Annotated in this window: 19 protein-coding genes; 4 read left to right on the plus strand and 15 right to left on the minus strand. The window is 64.8% G+C overall.

Features of this window, described 5'->3' with window-relative positions; translation table 11 throughout:
- The first annotated feature begins 347 nt into the window (after positions 1-347).
- The gene (locus AC1DLO_RS07185) at positions 348-1,403 is read left to right on the plus strand and encodes an iron ABC transporter substrate-binding protein (protein WP_476888967.1); all 1,056 of its coding nucleotides are present in this window, start codon (positions 348-350) and stop codon (positions 1,401-1,403) included.
- Between the two features lie 157 nt (positions 1,404-1,560).
- Here the strand turns inward: AC1DLO_RS07185 and AC1DLO_RS07190 are convergent, their stop codons facing one another.
- On the minus strand, positions 1,561-3,234 hold the full coding sequence (locus AC1DLO_RS07190) for a thiamine pyrophosphate-binding protein (protein WP_476888968.1): 1,674 nt from the start codon (positions 3,232-3,234) through the stop codon (positions 1,561-1,563).
- 119 nt (positions 3,235-3,353) lie between these two features.
- Positions 3,354-3,857, minus strand: a complete 504-nt coding sequence (locus AC1DLO_RS07195; RefSeq protein WP_476888969.1) for an Lrp/AsnC family transcriptional regulator — start codon at positions 3,855-3,857, stop codon at positions 3,354-3,356.
- Positions 3,858-3,948: 91 nt separating this feature from the next.
- Here AC1DLO_RS07195 and hisC point away from each other — a divergent pair, with 91 nt between their 5' ends.
- Together hisC and AC1DLO_RS07205 are read left to right on the plus strand one after the other, a co-directional pair.
- Positions 3,949-5,046, plus strand: coding sequence for a histidinol-phosphate transaminase (gene hisC / locus AC1DLO_RS07200; RefSeq protein WP_476888970.1), 1,098 nt, complete (start codon positions 3,949-3,951; stop codon positions 5,044-5,046).
- A gap of 64 nt (positions 5,047-5,110) precedes the next feature.
- Positions 5,111-6,523: an amino acid permease gene (locus AC1DLO_RS07205; RefSeq protein WP_476888971.1), complete on the plus strand. Its 1,413-nt coding sequence runs from the start codon at positions 5,111-5,113 to the stop codon at positions 6,521-6,523.
- Positions 6,524-6,561: 38 nt separating this feature from the next.
- On the opposite strand, the gene AC1DLO_RS07210 is transcribed toward AC1DLO_RS07205, so the two are convergent.
- The 9 genes from AC1DLO_RS07210 to AC1DLO_RS07250 form a co-directional block, all read right to left on the minus strand.
- Positions 6,562-7,086 carry a flavin reductase family protein gene (locus AC1DLO_RS07210; protein WP_476914439.1) on the minus strand — a complete coding sequence of 175 codons (525 nt, stop codon included), beginning with the start codon at positions 7,084-7,086 and terminating at the stop codon, positions 6,562-6,564.
- Between the two features lies 1 nt (position 7,087).
- Complete coding sequence (locus tag AC1DLO_RS07215; protein ID WP_476888973.1) at positions 7,088-7,444, minus strand: cupin domain-containing protein; 357 nt, start codon at positions 7,442-7,444, stop codon at positions 7,088-7,090.
- Between the two features lie 2 nt (positions 7,445-7,446).
- The gene (locus AC1DLO_RS07220; protein ID WP_476888974.1) at positions 7,447-8,913 is read right to left on the minus strand and encodes a 4-hydroxyphenylacetate 3-hydroxylase family protein; all 1,467 of its coding nucleotides are present in this window, start codon (positions 8,911-8,913) and stop codon (positions 7,447-7,449) included.
- The gene (locus AC1DLO_RS07225; protein WP_476888975.1) at positions 8,910-9,593 is read right to left on the minus strand and encodes a DUF2848 family protein; all 684 of its coding nucleotides are present in this window, start codon (positions 9,591-9,593) and stop codon (positions 8,910-8,912) included. The genes AC1DLO_RS07220 and AC1DLO_RS07225 overlap by 4 nt, the downstream gene beginning before the upstream one ends.
- 17 nt (positions 9,594-9,610) lie before the next feature.
- Positions 9,611-10,423, minus strand: a complete 813-nt coding sequence (locus AC1DLO_RS07230; RefSeq protein ID WP_476888976.1) for a carbon-nitrogen family hydrolase — start codon at positions 10,421-10,423, stop codon at positions 9,611-9,613.
- Between the two features lie 47 nt (positions 10,424-10,470).
- Entirely contained in the window at positions 10,471-11,130 is a 660-nt protein-coding gene (locus AC1DLO_RS07235) for a GntR family transcriptional regulator (RefSeq protein ID WP_184740079.1), read from the minus strand.
- Positions 11,131-11,210: 80 nt separating this feature from the next.
- Positions 11,211-12,572 carry an MFS transporter gene (locus AC1DLO_RS07240; RefSeq protein ID WP_476888977.1) on the minus strand — a complete coding sequence of 454 codons (1,362 nt, stop codon included), beginning with the start codon at positions 12,570-12,572 and terminating at the stop codon, positions 11,211-11,213.
- Positions 12,573-12,788: 216 nt separating this feature from the next.
- A complete protein-coding gene (locus tag AC1DLO_RS07245; protein WP_476888978.1) occupies positions 12,789-14,003 on the minus strand; it encodes a serine hydrolase domain-containing protein in 1,215 nt (404 codons plus the stop codon).
- A 157-nt stretch (positions 14,004-14,160) separates the two neighbouring features.
- The gene (locus AC1DLO_RS07250) at positions 14,161-14,835 is read right to left on the minus strand and encodes a hypothetical protein (protein ID WP_476888979.1); all 675 of its coding nucleotides are present in this window, start codon (positions 14,833-14,835) and stop codon (positions 14,161-14,163) included.
- A 239-nt stretch (positions 14,836-15,074) separates the two neighbouring features.
- Here AC1DLO_RS07250 and AC1DLO_RS07255 point away from each other — a divergent pair, with 239 nt between their 5' ends.
- The gene (locus AC1DLO_RS07255) at positions 15,075-15,278 is read left to right on the plus strand and encodes a cold-shock protein (protein WP_306860887.1); all 204 of its coding nucleotides are present in this window, start codon (positions 15,075-15,077) and stop codon (positions 15,276-15,278) included.
- A gap of 16 nt (positions 15,279-15,294) precedes the next feature.
- Here the strand turns inward: AC1DLO_RS07255 and AC1DLO_RS07260 are convergent, their stop codons facing one another.
- Genes AC1DLO_RS07260 through AC1DLO_RS07275 form a run of 4 tightly spaced genes read right to left on the minus strand, consistent with a single transcriptional unit; the run spans position 15,295 to position 18,939 of the window.
- On the minus strand, positions 15,295-16,029 hold the full coding sequence (locus AC1DLO_RS07260; RefSeq protein ID WP_476888980.1) for a maleate cis-trans isomerase family protein: 735 nt from the start codon (positions 16,027-16,029) through the stop codon (positions 15,295-15,297).
- A gap of 8 nt (positions 16,030-16,037) precedes the next feature.
- Entirely contained in the window at positions 16,038-17,471 is a 1,434-nt protein-coding gene (locus AC1DLO_RS07265) for an amidohydrolase family protein (protein WP_476888981.1), read from the minus strand.
- Positions 17,468-18,259 (minus strand): aspartate/glutamate racemase family protein, encoded by a 792-nt coding sequence (locus tag AC1DLO_RS07270; RefSeq protein ID WP_476888982.1) that lies wholly within the window; start codon positions 18,257-18,259, stop codon positions 17,468-17,470. The genes AC1DLO_RS07265 and AC1DLO_RS07270 overlap by 4 nt, the downstream gene beginning before the upstream one ends.
- On the minus strand, positions 18,256-18,939 hold the full coding sequence (locus AC1DLO_RS07275) for a GntR family transcriptional regulator (protein ID WP_184740093.1): 684 nt from the start codon (positions 18,937-18,939) through the stop codon (positions 18,256-18,258). Before AC1DLO_RS07275 ends, AC1DLO_RS07270 begins: the two co-directional genes overlap by 4 nt.
- Positions 18,940-18,947: the final 8 nt, after the last annotated feature.

Genomic DNA, 18,947 nt, shown 5'->3' on the forward strand with positions numbered 1-18,947 from the left:
TGAATTCAGCTCCTGTGGAGGGCCGGGTGGAAGGCCCGACGGCGGGTGCTTCCTCTCTTCATGAGATCACCAAACAGGGCGGCCGCCGCCGGTCTTAATGGTTTCCTTACGCCGGCAGGCAGAGATTTAGCGCGCTCTTAACGGCGGAAGCGCCGCTGGGGCGCTCCGGGGATCCACCCGCGATCCGCCGTGGCCGGTCCTTTGTAACAGTCGACCTCAGCGTGTTCCGAATTACGCAACAATGACATGTTGTTATTACAGTAAGGTTTGCCTTGCCTACAACGGCACTGCCCCAACTGCATCTCCCCAACTGTTCCGGTCCCGGCCGGGACCTCGAAAGGCCCCCCATGAAATTCGGCATCAAACCCGCTACGGCCCTTGCCGCCGCCACGGCCACGCTGCTGGCACTTTCGGCGTGCAGCGGCTCACCCACCGGGACGGCAACCGGTAGTTCCACATCCGGCGCGGCATCCGGAGATGGCATCGTCGTATATAACGCGCAGCACGAAAACCTCACCGGCGCGTGGGTCGACGCCTTCACGAAGGAAACGGGAATCAAGGTGACGCTCCGCAATGGTGACGACCTTGAAATGAGCAACCAGCTCAGTGAGGAAGGCAAGAACTCCCCGGCGGACGTCTTCCTCACGGAGAACTCCCCGGCCATGGTCCGCATCGCGAGTGCCGGCTTGCTGGCCCCGGTGGACCAAGCAACCCTCGCCCAGGTTCCTGCGCAGTACAGGCCGTCCACCGGCGACTGGACGGGCATCGCGGCCCGTTCCACCGTGCTGGCCTACAACAAGAGCAAGCTCACAGCGGATCAGCTCCCCAAGTCCTTGATGGACCTCGCCGACCCCGTCTGGAAGGGACGCATCGGCGCGTCCACCGGCGGAGCGGATTTCCAGGCCATCGTCAGCGCGATGCTCGCGCTCAAGGGAGAAGACGCAACCCAGAAATGGCTGGAGGCGGCGAAGAACAACTTCAAGTCATACAAGGACGACACCCCGGTGCTCGCGGCCGTGAACGCCGGTGAAGTGGACGCAGGAGTCCTGTACCACTACTACTCATTTGTGGACCAGGCCCAGACTGGAGAGAACAGCAAGAATGTTGATCTCCACTACTTCAAGAACCAGGACCCGGGTGCGTTCGTCAGCGTCTCCGGGGGTGCCGTTCTGGCATCGAGCAAAAAACAGGCCCAGGCCCAGCAGTTCCTGAAGTTCATCACCGGCAAAGCGGGCCAGCAAGTCCTCCAGACCGGTGACTCCTTTGAATACACCGTTGGCTCCGATGTGCCGGCCAACTCCAAGCTTGTGCCCCTCAAGGATCTCCAGGCACCTTCGGTGGACCCCGCCAAGCTCAACAGCGAGAAGGTCACCGAACTGATGACCAAGGTCGGACTCCTTTAAGCCTCCCGGACCCTCTAGGTCAAGCAGAAGGCCTCCCTCCGAATCGCTCGAAAGGAGGCCTTCCCGCGTACGGGACCGCCTTCGCCGGAGGTCCAACCAGCACCGTTGGCGGAATCGACCTCTGTCCGACGGATCGGCATCCCGCGGTCTCGCGCCCTTAGCCCGCGACCGTCTCCTTCGCGGCCTGCGAAGCCCTCATCCATTCACTGAGCCACGGGGCCCTGACGCTCGAGGTGATGCGGCAATCGGCCACGAATGTTCCCTTGGCACCGGCGTCGATCCATTCTTTGAGCGCGGAAAGATCGGCCAGCGAGCGGATGACCGCGGACTCGGCCCCGAGTGCGCGGCCGATGCCGCTGAAGTCCACCTCGGGGATGAGCATCGGCTTTTCGGTGAGGCCCTTCGATCCGTACTGGTGGATCTCGGCCCCATAGGCGGCGTCGTTGTAGATCACGACGACGGCGCTGCTCGCCGCGCCGATGAGGGATTCCAGGTCGGATAGGCCCATCAGGAAGCCGCCGTCGCCAGAGGCCAGCACCAGCGTACGTCCGTCGTCCACGGCCCGGGCAGCCCCGACGGCGCTGGCAAGGCCGAGCCCGATGGCCTGATAGGCGGTTCCCACCATGATCAGGTCCTGGGGCCGCGGGATCCGCCAGTACATGGGTGCCCATCCGACGAAGTGCCCTCCGTCCTGGACCACGGTGCGGCGCTCAGGCAGGACGGCGTCCAGTGCCGTGGCGAGGGCGCGCGGGTCCAGGCGGCCGTCCGGAGTCTCCTCGGAGCCGGCATGGTGGGCCGGTCCGTCGGCCAGGCGTTTCAGGGCTTCCGCGCGCCAGCCCTGACGTGCGGTGGCCTCCGGCGAGGCAGCGTCATCCAGCATGCGGAGGATCCGGCCTGCGGCGGTCTTCGCGTCTGCACTGACGAACATGTCCACCCGCGGGTGCGTCGGCTCGATGGCGGTGTCGATTTGGATCACGGTGGCGTCCGGGCCGATCAGATGACCGAAGCGCATCGTGAAAGGGCTCAGGCTTGCCCCCGCCACGAGCACCACGTCGGCCTCGTCCATGAGCCCGGCGGCCGTATCTGTGCCGAAGCCGCCCGCGACACCGAGGTATCCCTCGCCCTCCAGCAGGTTCAGCGCCAGGGCGGTCCCGGCCGTGAGCGCGCCGAGGCTGTCGGCGAGTTCCCGGAGTTCGGGGCCGGCTCCGGCGAGATGCGCGCCGCGGCCCGCGAGGATGAGCGGCCGCTTCGCGCCGGCCAGAAGTCCGGCAACCCGCTGGAGGCCGCCGTCGACGTCGTCCGCAATCGCAGCCGCCTGCGGCGCGGCAGGCTCTTCCTCCGCTGCTTCGAGCGCCGCGAGGTCGTACGGGATAGCGATGACGACGGCGGTCTGCTTGGCCAGGGCGTACTCAACGGCTTCCTGTGTGATGGAGCCCGCGGCATCGCGGGTGATGGTGAAGGTGGCCGCGCCAAGACCTGCGGCGATTGCCGCCTGGTCCACGTCCTGGGGCCGGGCGCCGCTGCTCGGAGCGTCACCGGTGACGAGCACCACCGGGATCTGCGCCTGGACCGCCTCCGCGAGTGCCGTCAGGGCGTTGGTGTAGCCCGGGCCGTAGGTGGTGGTCCCCGCAGCGAGGCGCCCGGATGCGCGGTAGTAGGCGTCTGCCGCTGCGATGGCGGCGCCCTCGTGGCGTACGGCCGAGAAGCGGAGGCCCTGCTTCTCGGCGGCGTCCAGGAAGTAGACGTTTCCGTTGCCCATCACGCCGAACACATCGCTGAGATAGCTGCTGAGAACTTGCGCCACGCGGCCGGACACTGTGAGTGAAGTCATGGCAGCGATCTTCGAATCCAAACCGTGGATAGGCAAGAGAGCCGATATCACATGGGATATTTGTCAGAAATGCACAGGAATAGTGAGAATATGCTCAATTGTGGCGGGGGTCACTCAGTCTAGGTCCGAAGAACGGATTCCTGTTTCGACAGCCTGTTCAAGAGGCGGTCGAAACGCGGTGGCATGAGTTCCAGGACGGAGATGGCTGTGCTGGTCCGCTGAATCCCGTCGATTTCCAGGATCTGGTTGGTGATGCGGTAGAGATCGGCCGTGTCCCGGGCCACCACTTTGGCCATGAGGTCTGCATCCCCGGTGGTGGCATGCACTTCGATGACTTCCGGGATCGCCTCGAGCCCGCCTTCCACTGAACCCGTGCGGGTTTGGCTGATGGCAAGGGAGAGGAACGCCAGCAGGCCGTAGCCGAGGGCCGCCGGGTCCAGTCTCTGACTGAAAGACCTGAGGGCGCCCCCGCGCTCGAGCTTCGCCAGGCGCGCATGCACCGTGTTCCGCGCGACGCCGAGTGTCCGGGAAAGGGCCAAGGCGCTCGCCTCTGGGTCCTTGTCGAGGGCAAGGATGATCCTGGCGTCCAGCGAATCAAAGCTGCGGGGATTCGGGATGGTCATATTTTCACCACAGACAGTAGAAGTTGAGCAGAAATCCCAAGGCGTCCAGAGTATCTTGCAATGTGCTCCGGGTCACTTCCATGATCTAGCCATGACCAGTGATCAGATCCTGACGGCTGCCGAAACTGCGCTCCCCATCCTTCGTGCAGCGGTCTCCGGCCTCCCGTCCTACGTCCCGGGCCGGCAGAGCTCAGGTGTGGACATCGCAGCACTCGCCAGCAATGAAAGCCACCACGAACCCCTGCCCGCGGCCGCGGCAGCGGTGGCCGAAGCGGCGGGCAGGATGAACCGCTACCCGGACATAGCCGCCGTCGAGCTCCGCGAACGGATCGCCGGCCATCTCTCCGTCACCGCCGGCGAGATTGCCGTGGGACCTGGCAGCGTCGGCGTTCTCCAGCAGATCATCACCGGAGTCTGCGACGCCGGGGACGAAGTGATCTTCGCGTGGCGGTCCTTCGAGGCCTACCCCATCCTGGTAGAGCTGGCAGGCGCCCGGCCTGTCCGCATCCCGCTGGACGACGCCGAGGGCCACGACCTCGACGCCATGGCCGCAGCAGTCACCGGGCGGACCAAGGTGATCCTGCTCTGCACCCCCAACAACCCCACAGGCGTGCCGATCAGCCACGAACGCCTTGAAGTGTTTCTCCGCTCCGTGCGCTCCGACATCCTCGTGGTGATCGACGAGGCCTACGTGGAATACGCCGTAGCGGGAAGCGGCCCCGACTCCCTGGCGCTCTACCGCGAGTACCCGAACGTGTGCATCCTGCGCACCTTTTCAAAGGCCTACGGACTGGCCGGCCTGCGCGTGGGATACGCCGTAGCGGCACCGGAAATCGCGGAAGGGCTCCGGCGGACCGCGATCCCCTTCTCAGTGACCGCACTGGCCCAGAAGGCAGCCATCGCCTCGCTGGACGCGGCCGACGAAATGCGGGCCCGGGTTGCCGTCGTCAAGGAAGAGCGCGCCCGGATGGCCATACGGCTGGAAGCCCAGGGCTGGAAACTGCGGCCGAGCCAGGGCAACTTCCTCTGGATCCGTGCAGACGAGGACCTCCTGGCAAGGCTCGTGGCCGCATTCGACCGCGCCGACATCCTGGTCCGGGCATACCAGGGAGACGGCATCCGGATCACCGTTGCCGATCCCATGTCCAACGATCGCGTGCTCCAGGTCCTGGAAGCCCAAACGGCCTGAAGTCCCCCACCCCCAACCAGTTCCACCATCAACCCGTTCCACCATCAACCCAGAGGACTCCTTCATGGAACACCAGACAATGACGTCTGCCCCCGCGCTCGGGGCCACGCTCAAACCCCGGCAGCTCACGATGATGGGACTCGGAAGCGCCATCGGCGCGGGCCTCTTCATCGGCTCGGGCGCCGGAATCCAGGCCGCCGGCCCCGCCGTGCTGATCTCCTACCTTGTGGCGGGGACTCTCATCATCCTCGTGATGTGGGCCCTCGGCGAAATGGCGGCCTCCAAGCCGGACAGCGGTGCCTTCTCGGTCTACACGGCCAGAGCTTTCGGAGCCGTGGCCGGCGCCACCGTGGGCTGGCTATGGTGGCTGCAGCTCGTGGTTGTCATCGCAGCGGAGGCGCTCGGAGCGGCAGGACTGCTTTCAACCGTCTTCCCCGCACTGCCGGTATGGCTGATGACCTTCGTGTTCATCGCGATCCTCACCGCGGTGAACCTCACCCGCGTGAAGAATTTCGGTGAATTCGAGTTCTGGTTCGCGCTGCTCAAGGTGGCCGCAATCATTGGGTTCCTCGTCATTGGCGTTGCCCTCCTCTGCGGCTGGCTGCCGGGTGTCCCGTCACCGGGTCTGGTCAATTTCACCGGAGGCGATCTCGCCCCGCACGGATTCGCGGGAATCGCCACGGCGCTTTTCGTGGTGGCTTTCGCTTTCGGCGGCACCGAGATCGTGTCGGTGGCCGCAGCAGAAACCCAGGAGCCCGCCCGCAGCGTACGGAAGGCTGTGCGCACGGTGCTCTGGCGGATCCTGGTTTTCTATATCGGGGCGATTTTCGTCATCGCTGCGGTAGTCCCCGTGGGCTCCCCAGGCCTGAAGAGCCCATTCGCGGCAGTGCTGGAAACCGCCGGCATGCCCGGTGCGGCCACCGCCATCACCTTGGTTGCTGTCGCGGCCCTGCTCTCCGCTCTCAACGCAAACCTTTACGGTGCTTCCCGGATGGCGTTCTCGCTCGCCGAGCGGGGTGAAGCGCCGCGCGTCCTCGCCTCGCTGTCGAAGGCCAGGGTCCCGGCGGTCGCCGTGCTGGCGAGTGTCTCCTTCGGCGTCGTCACGGCCGTGCTTGAGGTGGCCTTCCCGGACAAGGTCCTTCCCGTCCTGCTCAACATCGTGGGGTCGACGTCCCTGTTGGTGTGGACCTCCGCTCTGCTCGCCCAACTCGCATTGCGCCTCCGAGCTGACCGCGAGGGGACGGTCCTTCCCTTGCGGATGGCGGGCTTCCCCTGGCTCACGGGCCTTGGGCTCCTCATCCTGGTGGCCATCTTCGCCGTCGGCTTCATTGGCGAGGATTCGCGTCCCCAGCTCCTGAGCACTTTCGGGCTCGTGGCCGTCCTGGCGGTGGCCAACTGGCTGCACCACCGTTCCGCCAAGGCCCGGGAGCACACCGGGGCCTCGGTGATCGCCGAAGCCCCGGTGCTCATCGACTGAACCCGGTGCTCATACCGCTAGCCTCGACGCGCCAGATCCTAGAACGTCCAGGGCATGGCGTCGTGGTTGAAGTCGCGGAACGAGCCGAACTTGCCTGCGTTGAACGCGAGGCCTTCGCCGTCGCGGTCACGGCATGTGACAACCTGGCCGAAGAACACCTGGTGGTCGCCGATGTCATATTGGTGGACCACCTTGCACTCTGCCTGGGACAGCGCACCGGCGATGACGGACAGGCCGCCCTCGGTGGTGTCGAACTCACCGGCCTCGAAGCGGGCGCCGCCCCGTTGGGCGAACTGCCGCGCCACGGCTTCTTGCTTGGCGCCCAGAATGGAGATCGCGAACTTCCCGCTGGCCAGTACAGCGTCTCCTGTACGGGTGTTGAAGTTCAGCGAAATCATCAGGATCGGCGGGTCGAGGCTGATGGACGTCAGCGAGTTGATGGTCATGCCGTGCTGCTCGCCGTCGTGCTCGGTGGTCACAACCGCAACACCGGTGAGGAAGCGGCCCATGGTCCGGCGCATGGCCAGCCCGTCGGGCTCGGCGAAGACTGCGGGAGTGCCCATGTCAGTTCTTTCCGTCCTGGTAGTAGCGCACTTCGAACATCTTGGCTCCGCCTTCGGAGATCCACGGGCCGTGTTCCATGCCCGGGGGGCGGGTGGCCCAGTCACCGGCGCGGAAGGTCCTGCCGAGCCGCTGGTCCACGAACGAACCTTCGAAGATGAAGACCTCTTCCCAGAACTCGTGGGTCAGGGCGCCGTTGGGAGAGGTGTCCGTGCCCGGTTCGAACTTGAGGATGCGGGTCACAGAGTCATTCGCGTCGTCGCGGGCCAGGATGGCTTCGGAGAGACCTTCGATGTGGGGTGTGCAAGGGGTGAACTCCACCGATGAGGTGGGGGTGAATTCGAACTCCGGCTTAGCCATGATTAGTTCTCCTCCTTGCGGCCGTCCACGCCGTAGCTGGCCAGGAACTCATCGAGTTCGGCGACCTGCGCTTCGTAGCCGTAGTTCCGGTAGGTGTAAACGCCCTTGACGACGAACGGCGCCCCGGCGTAAAAGAGCTCGTACTGCTGGTGGCGCCCGGCGAACTCGGAGCCGATGATGTCCCAGGCCAGGCGGAAGAGCTTGATGCGCTCTTCGCTCGAAACGCCCGGAGAAGCGATATAGCGCTCGACGTCGGGAGCCGTCACCGGACTCTTCATGTCCACCACGCTGGAGGGCAGCTGAAGGACACCGCCGCCCACCAAATCACGCAGGATGGCAATGACGCGCGGGTAGGTTTCGGACTGCAGGCCCATCACGCCATAGAGGGCGCGCTTGCCTGGAACGAGCATTCCGGAGGAATCGGCCTCGGCCATGTACTCGGCGGCGATCAGCGCGGACTCCACCGAGGAGACCAGGGCTGCGAGCTCGCCGAGCTTCTCCTGGACGCCCGGGATCTTGTCCGTGCCGTTGACCTGAGTGACTTTGCGCGCCACAGCAGCGATGAACTGCAGCTTGGTGGTGAAGCGCGTCTGGGCCTGCCAGTTGCCCAATGCGTGCGCGCCGGTTTCGAAGAACTGGCGGCGCAGGGTCTCCACGCTGCGGTCAATGAAGACGCGGTCCCAGGGAACCAGGACGTCTTCAAAGATGACCAGGGCATCGGGCTCGTCGTAGTGGCTGGTCAGCGGGTAGTCGAACTCGCTGGTGGCTGCCGGACTGAACGGGCGGCGGCAGAGGAACTTGAGGCCTTCCGTGGCCGTCGGCAGTGCGAAGCTGATGGCGAAGTCGACATCGTCCGGGCCAAGGGGTTTGATGCAGGTGACGAAGACTTCGTCGGCGATGGCGCCGCCGGTTGCGAGCATCTGCGAGCCGCGGACGATCAGGCCTTCTTCGGTCTCCCGGACGACGCCGACCTGCAGGAAGTCGCCTTCCCAGCCGGACGCCGTCGTCGCGCGGGATACCTGCGGCGGGATGATCGCGTAGGAGACGTAGAGGTTTTCGCGCAGGATTCGCTCGTAGTAGCGTCGGATGTTGCCTGCGAAGTCGTGCTCGGAGTTTTCGAAGACCTCCGGGTGGGCTCCGAAGGCCGCGAAGAAGGTGCCTACGTGATCCGGGCTGCGGCCCACCCAGCCGTGGGTGTGCTTGGCCCAGCGCTCAACGGCCTGGCGGCGCAACTTCAGCTCTTCCGCGGTGCGCGGGATGCTGAACACCCGGTTGGCCGTGCCGTTGATTTCTTCGCTGTGGTACTGCATGCCGTTGGCGGGATCGGCCGCGATGTCGAACAGCTCGGCGATGGTGTGGATGACGTTGCGGAACGCGGGGTGTTCGGCAACGTTTTCTACTGCTTCTCCGTCAATCAGTACGGTACGCCCATCATTGAGCGTCTTGATGTACTCTTCTCCGGTCCTCATGACTGGTGTCCTTTCGTGATCATGTACGTGTGGTCGATGGTGTTTCCGTTGGGGAAGGCCAGTTCGATCCGCCATTCCCGGCCATAAATGAACTCGCCGCCGATGACCGGCAGGGTGCCTCCAAGGCAGACGAAGTCCCGCTCGCCGACGCCGTTCCGTTCCAGGAGAAGTCCGACGACGTTGGCAGGGGTCCGCAGGTTATCCAGCGTTCCGTCCTGGTACAGGCGGCCGTCCACCCAGGTGCGGGCCCGGCACTCGTCGAGCGAAAGCCCGTCGAGTTCCGGCACTGCTACGACGGTGCCGGCCACGGGCTTGGGGCAGGCCCGCTTGGAGTCGCCGATGTCGATCGTTTCGACGTGGCGGTCCGTGTGGTCCGAGGCGATGCCCAGATAGTAGCGACCGCCGTGCCGGATGTAGAGCGGCTCAATCTCGCCGGAAGTCTTCTCTCCCGTGACCGTCAGTTGCGGGGCGGAACTGACGGTCACGCTCTCCACCGGATAGAACATCGGCACCGAGGGTGGCGGGGCGACGCCAATGGCGGCAAGTTCATCGATGTGGTGCTGGACGGCGGCAGCGTCGCGGCCGGTGTAGCCGGCGACGACGGCGTAGAAGTCGGTGAGCTCGATCGTCTCGCCGGTGCCCGCGACGTCGAACGTCAACGTTTCTGTGCTGGTCTTCATGGGTGGGTCTTTCCTGGTCAGCGGGCAAGGCCCGAGTAGTCGGCGAACCGGTCGGCGATGACCGGGAATTCGCTGCGGGTGGTCTGGACGATGGTGGGATCGATGCTGGCATGCAGCACCTCTTCGCCGGATCCGGCTTCCGCCACAAGGCGACCGGCGGGATCCACAACGCGGCTGGTGCCGCCAAGCTCAACGCCATCCTGGATGCCTGCGGCGTTGCAGGCGAGGACGAAGACCTGGTGTTCGACGGCGCGGGCTGACGTCAGGAGCTTCCAGTGCTCCCGGCGCGCGGCCGGCCAGGCGGCGGGAACGACGACGATTTCCGCGCCGCGGACGCTCAGCTCGGACCAGAGGCCCGGAAAGCGAAGGTCGTAGCAAGTGGTGCCTGCCATCCGCCCGAACGGGGTGTCAGCAACCGGGAGGGATACTCCCGGAGTGAGCAGATCGGCTTCGAGTGACTTGTAGCCGAAGACGTGGAGTTTCGAATACCGGTGGGCGACATTGCCCCGGGGGTCAAGCAGCACCGAGGTGTTGCGCAACACCGGAGAGCTGACGGAGGCCTCGCCTTCGGCCCGTTCCACGATGCTTCCGACGTGCACGTAGGTCCCGAGGTCTTTCGCCACGGCGGCGCACATCGCCACGGTCGGCCCGTCCACAGTCTCTGAAAGTTCCGGGTACTGCTCGAAGTGGAAGTAGCCGGCGCTCCAGAGCTCCGGGAGCACAATGAGATCCGCTCCGCGCTGTTCGCGCAGGAGGGCCTCTGCGCGCTCGATGCGCTGGCTCTGGGTCTCGTTGTCCGGGCTGGACAACTGGACGAGTGCAATGTCCATGTGTGCTCCTTTTGTGTTCCGGGCGAAGCTGCGGCCAGTTGGGCGGCCTAGCTTCGGTTTGCGTGGGTGGGTATGGCTTTGAGGACGGCGAGTGTGGAGTCGAGGTGGCTCCGTACCGCGGCCGAGGCGATCTGCGAGTCCTGGCTCCGGATCGCGTCCACAATGGCCCGGTGCTCAGTGACGACGTGGTCGCTCCGGCCCTGGCTGTCCTGGATGGCCTTGACGCCCATGCGCTGCTGCTTGAACCGCTGCGAATCGTAGAGTTCCTCCAGCGCCGGGTTGCCGGCCGCGTGCACGATGTATTTGTGGAAGCTGATGTCGCATTCGATGAATGCCACTGGGTCGGCCAGGCTTTCTTCCTGCGCGTGCAGGAGCCGGTCCAGTTCGGGCCCCAGGCGTCCTAGGGATGTGACTTTGCGGACCGCCCAGTCTTCGATGACTTGGCGGACTTCCATCATGCTTTCGATGTCCTGAGCTGTCAGCGCCGGGACATACGCGCCCTTGTGCGGAACTCGGCGAAGGAGCCCGGCGGCTTCGAGCCGCAGGAGGGCTTCACGGACCGGGGTACGGGAAACCCCGGCGGCCTCCGCGATGGCGTTCTCGCTGAGGAAGGCTTCCTGGTCCCAAGGAAGTGACGAGATTTCCCTGCGCAGCCAAAGATAGGCTGCCTCCGGAGCTGTTGGAGCGGGCTTCTGGAAAATGCTCATTGGTCCTCGATTCTGGTGCCTTCATGCGGTCGTGTGTGCCGTTCGTGGCGGCGGTCAGGCCGCCACGAACTTTGACTACATCATGACTGTGCCACCTTGTGGTCAACCTTCGTGTCAAGGTCGCTGAGCTTGATGTTCTTGGTTTCCTTGGCGAAGGCAACCGAGACGATCGAGATCACGCCCATGCCCGCGAGGTAGAGGGCAATTGCCTGGCCTGTGCCGAAGGTCTTGTAGAGAGCCAGGGCGATGATCGGCGAGAGCGAGCCGGCGATGAGCGAAGCAAGGTTGTACGCCACGGACGTTCCGCTGTACCGGACCTTGGTGGGGAACATTTCGGAGAAGAACGCGCCGATGACCGAGCTGTAGGCCGCGAAGATCAACAGGCCGCCGACCGCCGCGAGGATGATCGCCGCCGGTTCGCGGGTGTCCAGCAGTGCGAAGAATGCGAACGCCCACACCACTGTCGCTACAGAGGCGCCGATCATCATGGGCTTGCGGCCGATGCGGTCGGCGTAGATTGCCAGCAGCGGGACTGCCACGACGGCGACTCCCTGGCCGATCATGACGGCGGTCAGGCCGGTCTGCCGGTCGACCTTGAGGATGTCGGTGACATACGTGATAAGGAACAGCGAGTAGATGTAGAAGCCCGCGTTTTCACCCATGCGGCTGCCGGTGGCGATCAGGATCTCGCGCCAGTTTCCACGGAAGAGTTCCGTCAGCGGCAGCTTTGGCCGCTGGGAGTGCTCAGCCTCGGTCTTGGCTTGGGAGGCCTGGAAGAGCGGAGTTTCCTGGACGTAGAGGCGCAGTACCAGCCCGATGATCACGAGCAGCGCGGAAAGACCGAAGGCGATCCGCCAACCCCAGGCCAGGAAGTCTGGCTGGGGCATGACTGCGGACAGCAGGGCAAGGACGCCGGCTGCCATGAGGTTGCCCAGCGGTGGACCGACATTCGGCCAGGAAGCCCAGAAGGCCCGCTTGGTGCTGTCGTCGCTGTACTCGGACACCAGTAGCACCGCCCCGCCCCATTCACCGCCGAGTGCGAAGCCCTGGATGAGGCGCAGGATGAGCAGGATCAGCGGGGCGGCGATGCCGATGGAGGCGTAGGACGGGATGAACGCGATGAGTGCCGTTGCGATACCCATCAGCAGCAGGCTGGCGACAAGGGTGGATTTGCGGCCGTGCTTGTCGCCAAGGTGGCCAAGGACAATGGCGCCGAGAGGCCGGGCGACAAAGCCCGCCGCGAACGTGCCAAGGGCCAGCATGGTGCCGACAAAGGGGTCAGCGGTGGGAAAGAACAGTTTGTTGAAGACAAGGGCGGCAGCTGTGCCGTAGAGGAAGAAGTCGTACCACTCGACGGCGGTGCCGGCGAGGCTGGATGCAGCAACTGCAGGAAGCGAGGTGTGCTTGCGCACAGCTCGTTCCTGTTCGGACACATTGCTCATGGGTGGATCCTCGGGTTTCGGTTCGATGTGTTTCCTGCGCACCGTTGCGCAGGAGATGCATATCGCCGGGACGTCTCGGCTGGCCCTCGTGATGCGACTCACTTGGTGCCGTTTCAAAACTGTAGACCAGTTGTATACAGTCTGTCTACAGTCTGAATACTTTTTAGGAAATCCTCTTGACCCGGAGCGTGACCTGGACCAGTCTTGCGAGGGCTTTCACTGTCCAGCCGGAGGTGTCACCCGCCTGCTGATGGCCTCGAACATCGCGGCCGCCGCAGGGCCTGCGAGGGGGTCGACCGGCAGTGCCGTCGAGGAGAATTTGACCCCCACCACGCCGGAATTCCGGTTGACATAGACCATCTGACCGTGGATGCCGAGGCAGTAAGCGGTGTTCTGGTCCTCCGAAAGGAACCAGAACTGGCTGCGGTACCTTCCGCCAGGCATCGCTTCAGCATGGCCGCTGGCCGCAAACGCTTCTGCGGAATCGGCGCCGCCCCGGAAGATGTCATCCACCCAGCCAGGCTCGAGGACCCGCTCGCCGTCCAGTGAAACGCCGCCGTCGCGGACCACGGCTCCGAAACGGGCCATATCACCGAGCGTGGCGCAGATGCCGCCGTCGAACATGCCGGTGCCGGCCGTATCGAGACAGATGTACGCGTCGTGACCGGCGCCCATCCGTGACCAGAGGACCTCACCGGCGAGTTCTGCGAACGGCTTCCCGCCAGCAGCTTCGCAAAGCCAGCCCAACACATCGGTCTCGCAGCTGCGGTACTCGAAATGACCGCCGTGTTCACGGACCTGTTCAAGGGTCACCAGGAACTCCTTGAGCGTGACTGCTCCGCCGCGCCGGGGTGCCCACCCCACGGCCTCGTCCAGCTTCCGGACCTCGGACCCGGCATCGAGGTACTCCTCGGAGAACTTGATGCCACTGCGCATGTCCAACAAGTCCCGCACTGTGGCGCCCCCGTACCCACTGCTCCGGAATTCCGGAATGTAATGCTCTATCGGCTTTGCGGTATCGATCTTCCCTTGGGCAACCAGGACGCCCACTACCGCCGACACAATGGACTTGCTGACGGACATGAGCAGGTGCCTGGTCCCGGGGCCCATCTCGCCGAAATACTCCTCGACGAGTACCTCGTTGCCGCGCAGGACCATCCAGGCATCGGTGCTGGTGGAAGCCAGAACCCCGGCAACGGTACTGTCCGAGCCATCCGGCAAGGGCACAGCCACTCCCCGGAGGCCGAAGGGATCCCCGAGCAATGCCCCGGGCTCTGTACGGTCCTCAGTGGCGACCGAACCGGTGATCGCTGCACGGATTTGGGCGGTAGGAAAGAGGTGATCCATGTGAAGGAAGGACCAGGACAGATTCCCTGGCTCCTGCCAGTTGCCAACGGTGATCTCGCTTTGGCCAGTGGTAATGCGCGACATGCTGCTCCTCCATCGGATCCGGTCTGGGGCCGGTTGTGGCCCAGGGCCGCAGCAACTTCGGCGCGGCCGGGCATACTTCTTTAAAGCGAATGGCATTCACTTTAAAGAAGTATGCCCCATGCCTTGATGGGCCGGAAGCCCTGGGGGCGGATTCACCTCATTGATCGGGGAGGAGCCAACCGTCTGCGATCAGCAGTTCCCGGAGCGCGGGCCGGCTGAGTGGTTCCGGCCCGTGGTGGGCTTTGCGGCGGACCGAAACCAGGAGCTTCTTCACGCCGTCGGCACTGATGCCCAGGCTGGCGCCGACGTCGGCCATTGTCCCGCCCGCGCCGCCCAGATAAAGCGAGACGGCCTCGTGTTCGCGCGGCGTGAGGCGGATCCGCGGCCCCGGGACGTCGAGGGCGCCGGCGAGCTCGGGCAGGACGAACTGTTCGCCGCGTGCCGCGGCGAGAACGGCTGTGGTGAGCACTTCGGCTCCCGCCGTCTTCGGTACGTAGGCCAAGGCGCCGGCGTCGAACGCTTGGCGGATCACCAGCGGCTCTGTCAGGGAACTGCACACCACCACTTGCGATCCCGTGGAGAGAATGGCTTGGATCTTGGATCGCAGTGGGATGCGATCGCCAAGGATGATGTCCAGCAGGACCACATCAGACAAGTGGCCGAGTGATGCTGCGAGCTCAGCCCAGGAGCCGTACCTGCCCACCACTTTCACTGTTTGGGCGTTGGCCTCAAGCCAGGAAGCCAGGCCCTCGCGGAGCACTGCGTGGTCTTCGAGGATGTCCACGTGGATCTTTGGCTCTGCCGCCTCGAACCGTCGCCGGAACAACCCCATGTGTTCTCCCTGTGGCCGACGACGCTAATCATCAACCACCCTGCCTTCCCAACTTCAAGATCCCGCACTGCAGAGGAGCAAGAAACCCTCAAGATTCGGCACGCCGGGAACACTGAGACCCCCGCAGATCCTTGCGCCTCCGAACCCCGCCCCGTAGGTTTGAGGCATCGGACGGATGCGTCCGGGAGGCATCGGTCGTGAAGCCGATGGTCAGTCAGATTCAGAGAAGGAACACGGCCGTGGCAACAGGTATTGTCAAATGGTTCAACGCCGAGAAGGGTTTCGGCTTCATTGCCCCCGACGACGGTTCGGCGGACGTCTTTGCCCACTACTCGGCGATCGCCACAAGTGGGTACCGATCACTGGACGAGAATCAGCGGGTCCAGTTCGACGTCGTGCAAGGCCCGAAAGGCCCGCAGGCGGAGAACATCCAACCCCTGTGAAGCGAGGGCACTTTTCCTAGGGCAGTTCTGCAAGCAGCCGGCCCCACCGCGGTGCCAGCAAAGGCGCTCCGGCAAGCCTGAGGCAGTGCCAGAGCGTCACCGCTACGGAATCCAGTACCGGCACTCCGGTGGCTTCTTCCACTTCCGCAGTGATGTTGGCTCCGTAAAGGTTTGTGCACAAGTAAATGAGCGCGTCCGGGTTCGAGGCAGCAAGTTCCAAGGATCCGGGAAGCATCTCCGCGTCCGTGACCCGCGCGAAGGATTCGTTGTTGCTGAGGTTCAAGTGGCGGTGGTCCACCGTCTTGATTCCTTCGCGCGCGTAGGACTCGATGACCGCGTCATTGACGTCCCCCGTGTAGGGCGTGAACATACCGATCCGCTCCGTGCCGAACGTTTTGAAGGCCTCCAGGTAGGCCAGCGTGGACGTCGTGGCCGGGATCCCCGTGGCCTCGGTGATTTCCCGGACCAGGGCCTCGTCGTGCGCGGCGCCGAGCCAGGAACCCGAGGTTCCGTTCCACGCGATGACGTCCACGTCCGCCGTCGCGAGCAATGCGGCGGCCTCCCGCATGACGGCCGAATCAAACTGCTTGTCCGAGGAATCATCCAGCGCAATCCGGGTGACCGGAATCCGCGTGAAATGGATAGTGACGTCCTGCCGGTCGCCGAGGATGCGGTAGCTCTGCGGCTCCAGGCAGGTGTTGGACGACGGCACGATCATGCCGATGCGGGTGGGGCGGTGTGCTGAAGGCATCGAGGCTCCTAAGCGGAAACGGTAGTGGGAACGGACAAGTCATCGTTGTCGGAGAGGGCATCGCGGTGGGCGGTGAAGCCCTTGCGGGCCACGAAACGGCCCACGGCACCGGGATCGTGGAAACCGGCGTTGTCGATCACCACGCGTCCGGCGTAGACGACGACGGCAGGCCAGCCGCTTAGCGCCTTCCCCTCGAAAGGCGAGAAGTCAGTCCCCATATGCAGCGCGCCGCCGTCGACCTCGCGTTCCTCGGCGGGATCAAAGATGACCAGATCGGCGTCGAACCCTACCGCGATGGTGCCCTTGCCGGGCACGGCATTGATGCGCGCGGGGCCCGCCGAGAAGACTTCGACGAAGTCCTCCACGGTGCCGCTCGACGCCATCGCCGTGAAGGTGACGGGCATGCGCGTTTCGACGCCGGGCAGACCGTGCGGCATGAAGCGGACGTCGTCGGTGCGCTCGCGTTTCTGCGAGAGGTCGTAGCAGGAGTGGTCCGAGGACACAGTGTGGATGGCTCCGGCCGCGAGGCGTTCCTTCAGCGCGGCGACGGTTTCAGCGCTCCGCATGGGCGGGCAGCAGGCGTACCATTCGGGGAATTTCGAGCCGTAGACGGTGTCATCCAGCGTCAGGTAGTGAGGGCACGTCTCGGAGTAGGCTTCCTGGCCGCGCTCGCGGGCCGCGGTGACAAGATCCACCGCTCCTGGGGTCGATTGGTGCACGAAGTAGACCGGCGCACCGGTGTACTCGGCCATTGCGAGTGTCTCTTTGACGGAGATTTCCTCGGCGAGCTCGGGCCGCATGGAATGCAGGTGCTCGATGCCGATCCGTCCATCCGAGGCGTGCTGTTCGGTGCAATCGGCGATGATGGGATCGTGCTCCGCGTGGATGTACGTGAGTCCGTCCAGGCGCACCATTTCGCGCATGACTTTCAGGATGGTGTCCCCGTCGGCCATGGTTGAGCCGCGGTTGGTGGTGTACATCTTCACCGAGCGGACGCCCTCGGCGGCGAGTTGCTCCAGCTGCCACGGCACGGTTTCGTCCCAGCTGACCACGGATCCGTGCAGCGCGACGTCGCAGCGGGACTCGGCGGCCAGCCGCTTCTTGTTCAGGACGGCATCCAGCGGGGATTCCTGGGCGTCGCGGGGGATGCCGAAGTCGATGATGGTGGTGGTGCCGCCCCACAGGGCCGCGGTGGACGTGGTGCGGTAGTCGTCCAGGGTCCGGAAGCGGCCGGTCACTTGGGCCACATGGCAATGGCCGTCAACGCCGCCCGGGATCACGAGCTTGCCGGACGCATCGATGATGCGTGAGGCTGCGGGGACCGGCTCGGCGGCGTCGATGAGCTGGGTGATGCGGCCGCCGTCGACCACTATGTGGGCAGCCTGCCGGCCAAAGCTGTTGACCACGGTGCCGTGGGCGATGACGAGATCGGGGTTAGTCATGGTGTCCCTACTTTCCGGCCGGCGGCGGCCTGGATGGCGGTCAGGGCGGCGTCGAGGTTTTCGGACAACCCCGCACGGCGCTTGACTGGAGGCGGCGCAAAAGCGCCCTGGCGATGGAAACCGGACTGCAGCGCCACCACCGCTTCGGTCATGCGGATCCCGGCGGAGATCCCGTCCACCACAGGCACGGGTATCTGCCCTTCAAGTTCGCGCGCGAGTCCGGCAAGCGGGGCACCTGCCAGGATGACGACGTCGGCGCCGTCTTCCACGACGGCCCGCCGGCTCAGTGCCAAGAGGGTTTCCTTGAAGTCCTGTTGCACCGTGCCGATGCCGTTGAGGCTTTGGTTGATGGAACGGATCGAGGCGAGCCGGCTGCCGAGCCCGAAATGCTCCACGCAGTCCCGATACCAGGCGGTGATGCGGTCCGAGATGGCGATGATCGAGAATCGCTGGCCTTGCAGGGCCGCAGCGCAGAGGGCGGCCTCGGTGATGCCGATGACCGGGACGTCGCAAAGTTCCTTGAGGGCGGGCATTCCCGGATCGCCGAATGCGGCAACCACGACGCCGTCTATGTGGTCCGCTGCCGGATCGCCACAGTGCTCGGCGATGATTTCGGCGACCGCGCCCGCTGCGATGAGGGCTTCAAACCGGGTCTCGATGTATTCGACGCCATGGCCGGCGGTCCGGACGACCAGTTCGGTGTCCGTCCCCGCCGAGCGGCGGGCTTCGGCGTCGATCAGCGAAGTGACGTCCTCGCTGATGTTGGGATTGATGACTAGCAATTTCATGGTCGTTTGCCTTGCAACTTGAGTTCGGTGGCGGGCGAGTCCTGCGGGAACTGCTCACGGTACTTTCCAATGTGCGACGCCGATTGGGCTGCGGCGAGCTCGGGATCGCCGCTGGCGATGGCGGCGTAGAGGTCCCGGTGCTCCCGGATCAGTTCCGGCAGGTCGTCGACGTGGCGGAAGAGCCAGTGCATGCGGCCTTGGAGCGGTTCCAGTGCTGTGCGGAGAAAGTCATTGTTGGCGATGGCCGTGATGGCATCGTGGAATTCGCTGTTGGCGCGGTGGGCCTCGAAGATTGAGCCTTTGGCGAGGAAACGATCGGCCTCTTCGAGGAGTTTCGCTAGATGCTTCAGGTCTTTTTCAGTGGCGCGGGCCGCGGCGAGGCGGCACGCGAGGACTTCGAGGGATTGGCGGACGTCGAAGAGGTCCTCGACGTCTTTGGGGCTCAGCCCTGCCACTTCGGTCCCGCGGGATGCCCGGTCCCGGATGAGGCCTTCTTGCCGCAGCATGCGAAGAGCTTCCCGGATGGGTAGGCGCGACACGTTGAATTCGGCGGCAAGGTCCCGCTCCACCAGCCGGGTGCCGGGCGCGTAATGACCCTCGAAGATTCGCGAACGGATGGTGTCCCGCACGGATTCCCGGAGGGGGCGGTCCGTGGTGGGGGTTTCATCTGCAATCAGCATCTCTGCTC

Source organism: Arthrobacter sp. 01T419, assembly GCF_056398865.1.

What these genes read in the sequence shown, in the direction of transcription:
- AC1DLO_RS07185 (WP_476888967.1), top strand. Translation starts at nt 348, where the DNA reads ATGAAATTCGGCATCAAACCCGCTACGGCCCTTGCCGCCGCCACGGCC.
- AC1DLO_RS07190 (WP_476888968.1), bottom strand. Translation starts at nt 3,234, where the DNA reads ATGACTTCACTCACAGTGTCCGGCCGCGTGGCGCAAGTTCTCAGCAGC.
- AC1DLO_RS07195 (WP_476888969.1), bottom strand. Translation starts at nt 3,857, where the DNA reads ATGACCATCCCGAATCCCCGCAGCTTTGATTCGCTGGACGCCAGGATC.
- hisC (WP_476888970.1), top strand. Translation starts at nt 3,949, where the DNA reads ATGACCAGTGATCAGATCCTGACGGCTGCCGAAACTGCGCTCCCCATC.
- AC1DLO_RS07205 (WP_476888971.1), top strand. Translation starts at nt 5,111, where the DNA reads ATGGAACACCAGACAATGACGTCTGCCCCCGCGCTCGGGGCCACGCTC.
- AC1DLO_RS07210 (WP_476914439.1), bottom strand. Translation starts at nt 7,086, where the DNA reads ATGGGCACTCCCGCAGTCTTCGCCGAGCCCGACGGGCTGGCCATGCGC.
- AC1DLO_RS07215 (WP_476888973.1), bottom strand. Translation starts at nt 7,444, where the DNA reads ATGGCTAAGCCGGAGTTCGAATTCACCCCCACCTCATCGGTGGAGTTC.
- AC1DLO_RS07220 (WP_476888974.1), bottom strand. Translation starts at nt 8,913, where the DNA reads ATGAGGACCGGAGAAGAGTACATCAAGACGCTCAATGATGGGCGTACC.
- AC1DLO_RS07225 (WP_476888975.1), bottom strand. Translation starts at nt 9,593, where the DNA reads ATGAAGACCAGCACAGAAACGTTGACGTTCGACGTCGCGGGCACCGGC.
- AC1DLO_RS07230 (WP_476888976.1), bottom strand. Translation starts at nt 10,423, where the DNA reads ATGGACATTGCACTCGTCCAGTTGTCCAGCCCGGACAACGAGACCCAG.
- AC1DLO_RS07235 (WP_184740079.1), bottom strand. Translation starts at nt 11,130, where the DNA reads ATGAGCATTTTCCAGAAGCCCGCTCCAACAGCTCCGGAGGCAGCCTAT.
- AC1DLO_RS07240 (WP_476888977.1), bottom strand. Translation starts at nt 12,572, where the DNA reads ATGAGCAATGTGTCCGAACAGGAACGAGCTGTGCGCAAGCACACCTCG.
- AC1DLO_RS07245 (WP_476888978.1), bottom strand. Translation starts at nt 14,003, where the DNA reads ATGTCGCGCATTACCACTGGCCAAAGCGAGATCACCGTTGGCAACTGG.
- AC1DLO_RS07250 (WP_476888979.1), bottom strand. Translation starts at nt 14,835, where the DNA reads ATGGGGTTGTTCCGGCGACGGTTCGAGGCGGCAGAGCCAAAGATCCAC.
- AC1DLO_RS07260 (WP_476888980.1), bottom strand. Translation starts at nt 16,029, where the DNA reads ATGCCTTCAGCACACCGCCCCACCCGCATCGGCATGATCGTGCCGTCG.
- AC1DLO_RS07265 (WP_476888981.1), bottom strand. Translation starts at nt 17,471, where the DNA reads ATGACTAACCCCGATCTCGTCATCGCCCACGGCACCGTGGTCAACAGC.
- AC1DLO_RS07270 (WP_476888982.1), bottom strand. Translation starts at nt 18,259, where the DNA reads ATGAAATTGCTAGTCATCAATCCCAACATCAGCGAGGACGTCACTTCG.
- AC1DLO_RS07275 (WP_184740093.1), bottom strand. Translation starts at nt 18,939, where the DNA reads ATGCTGATTGCAGATGAAACCCCCACCACGGACCGCCCCCTCCGGGAA.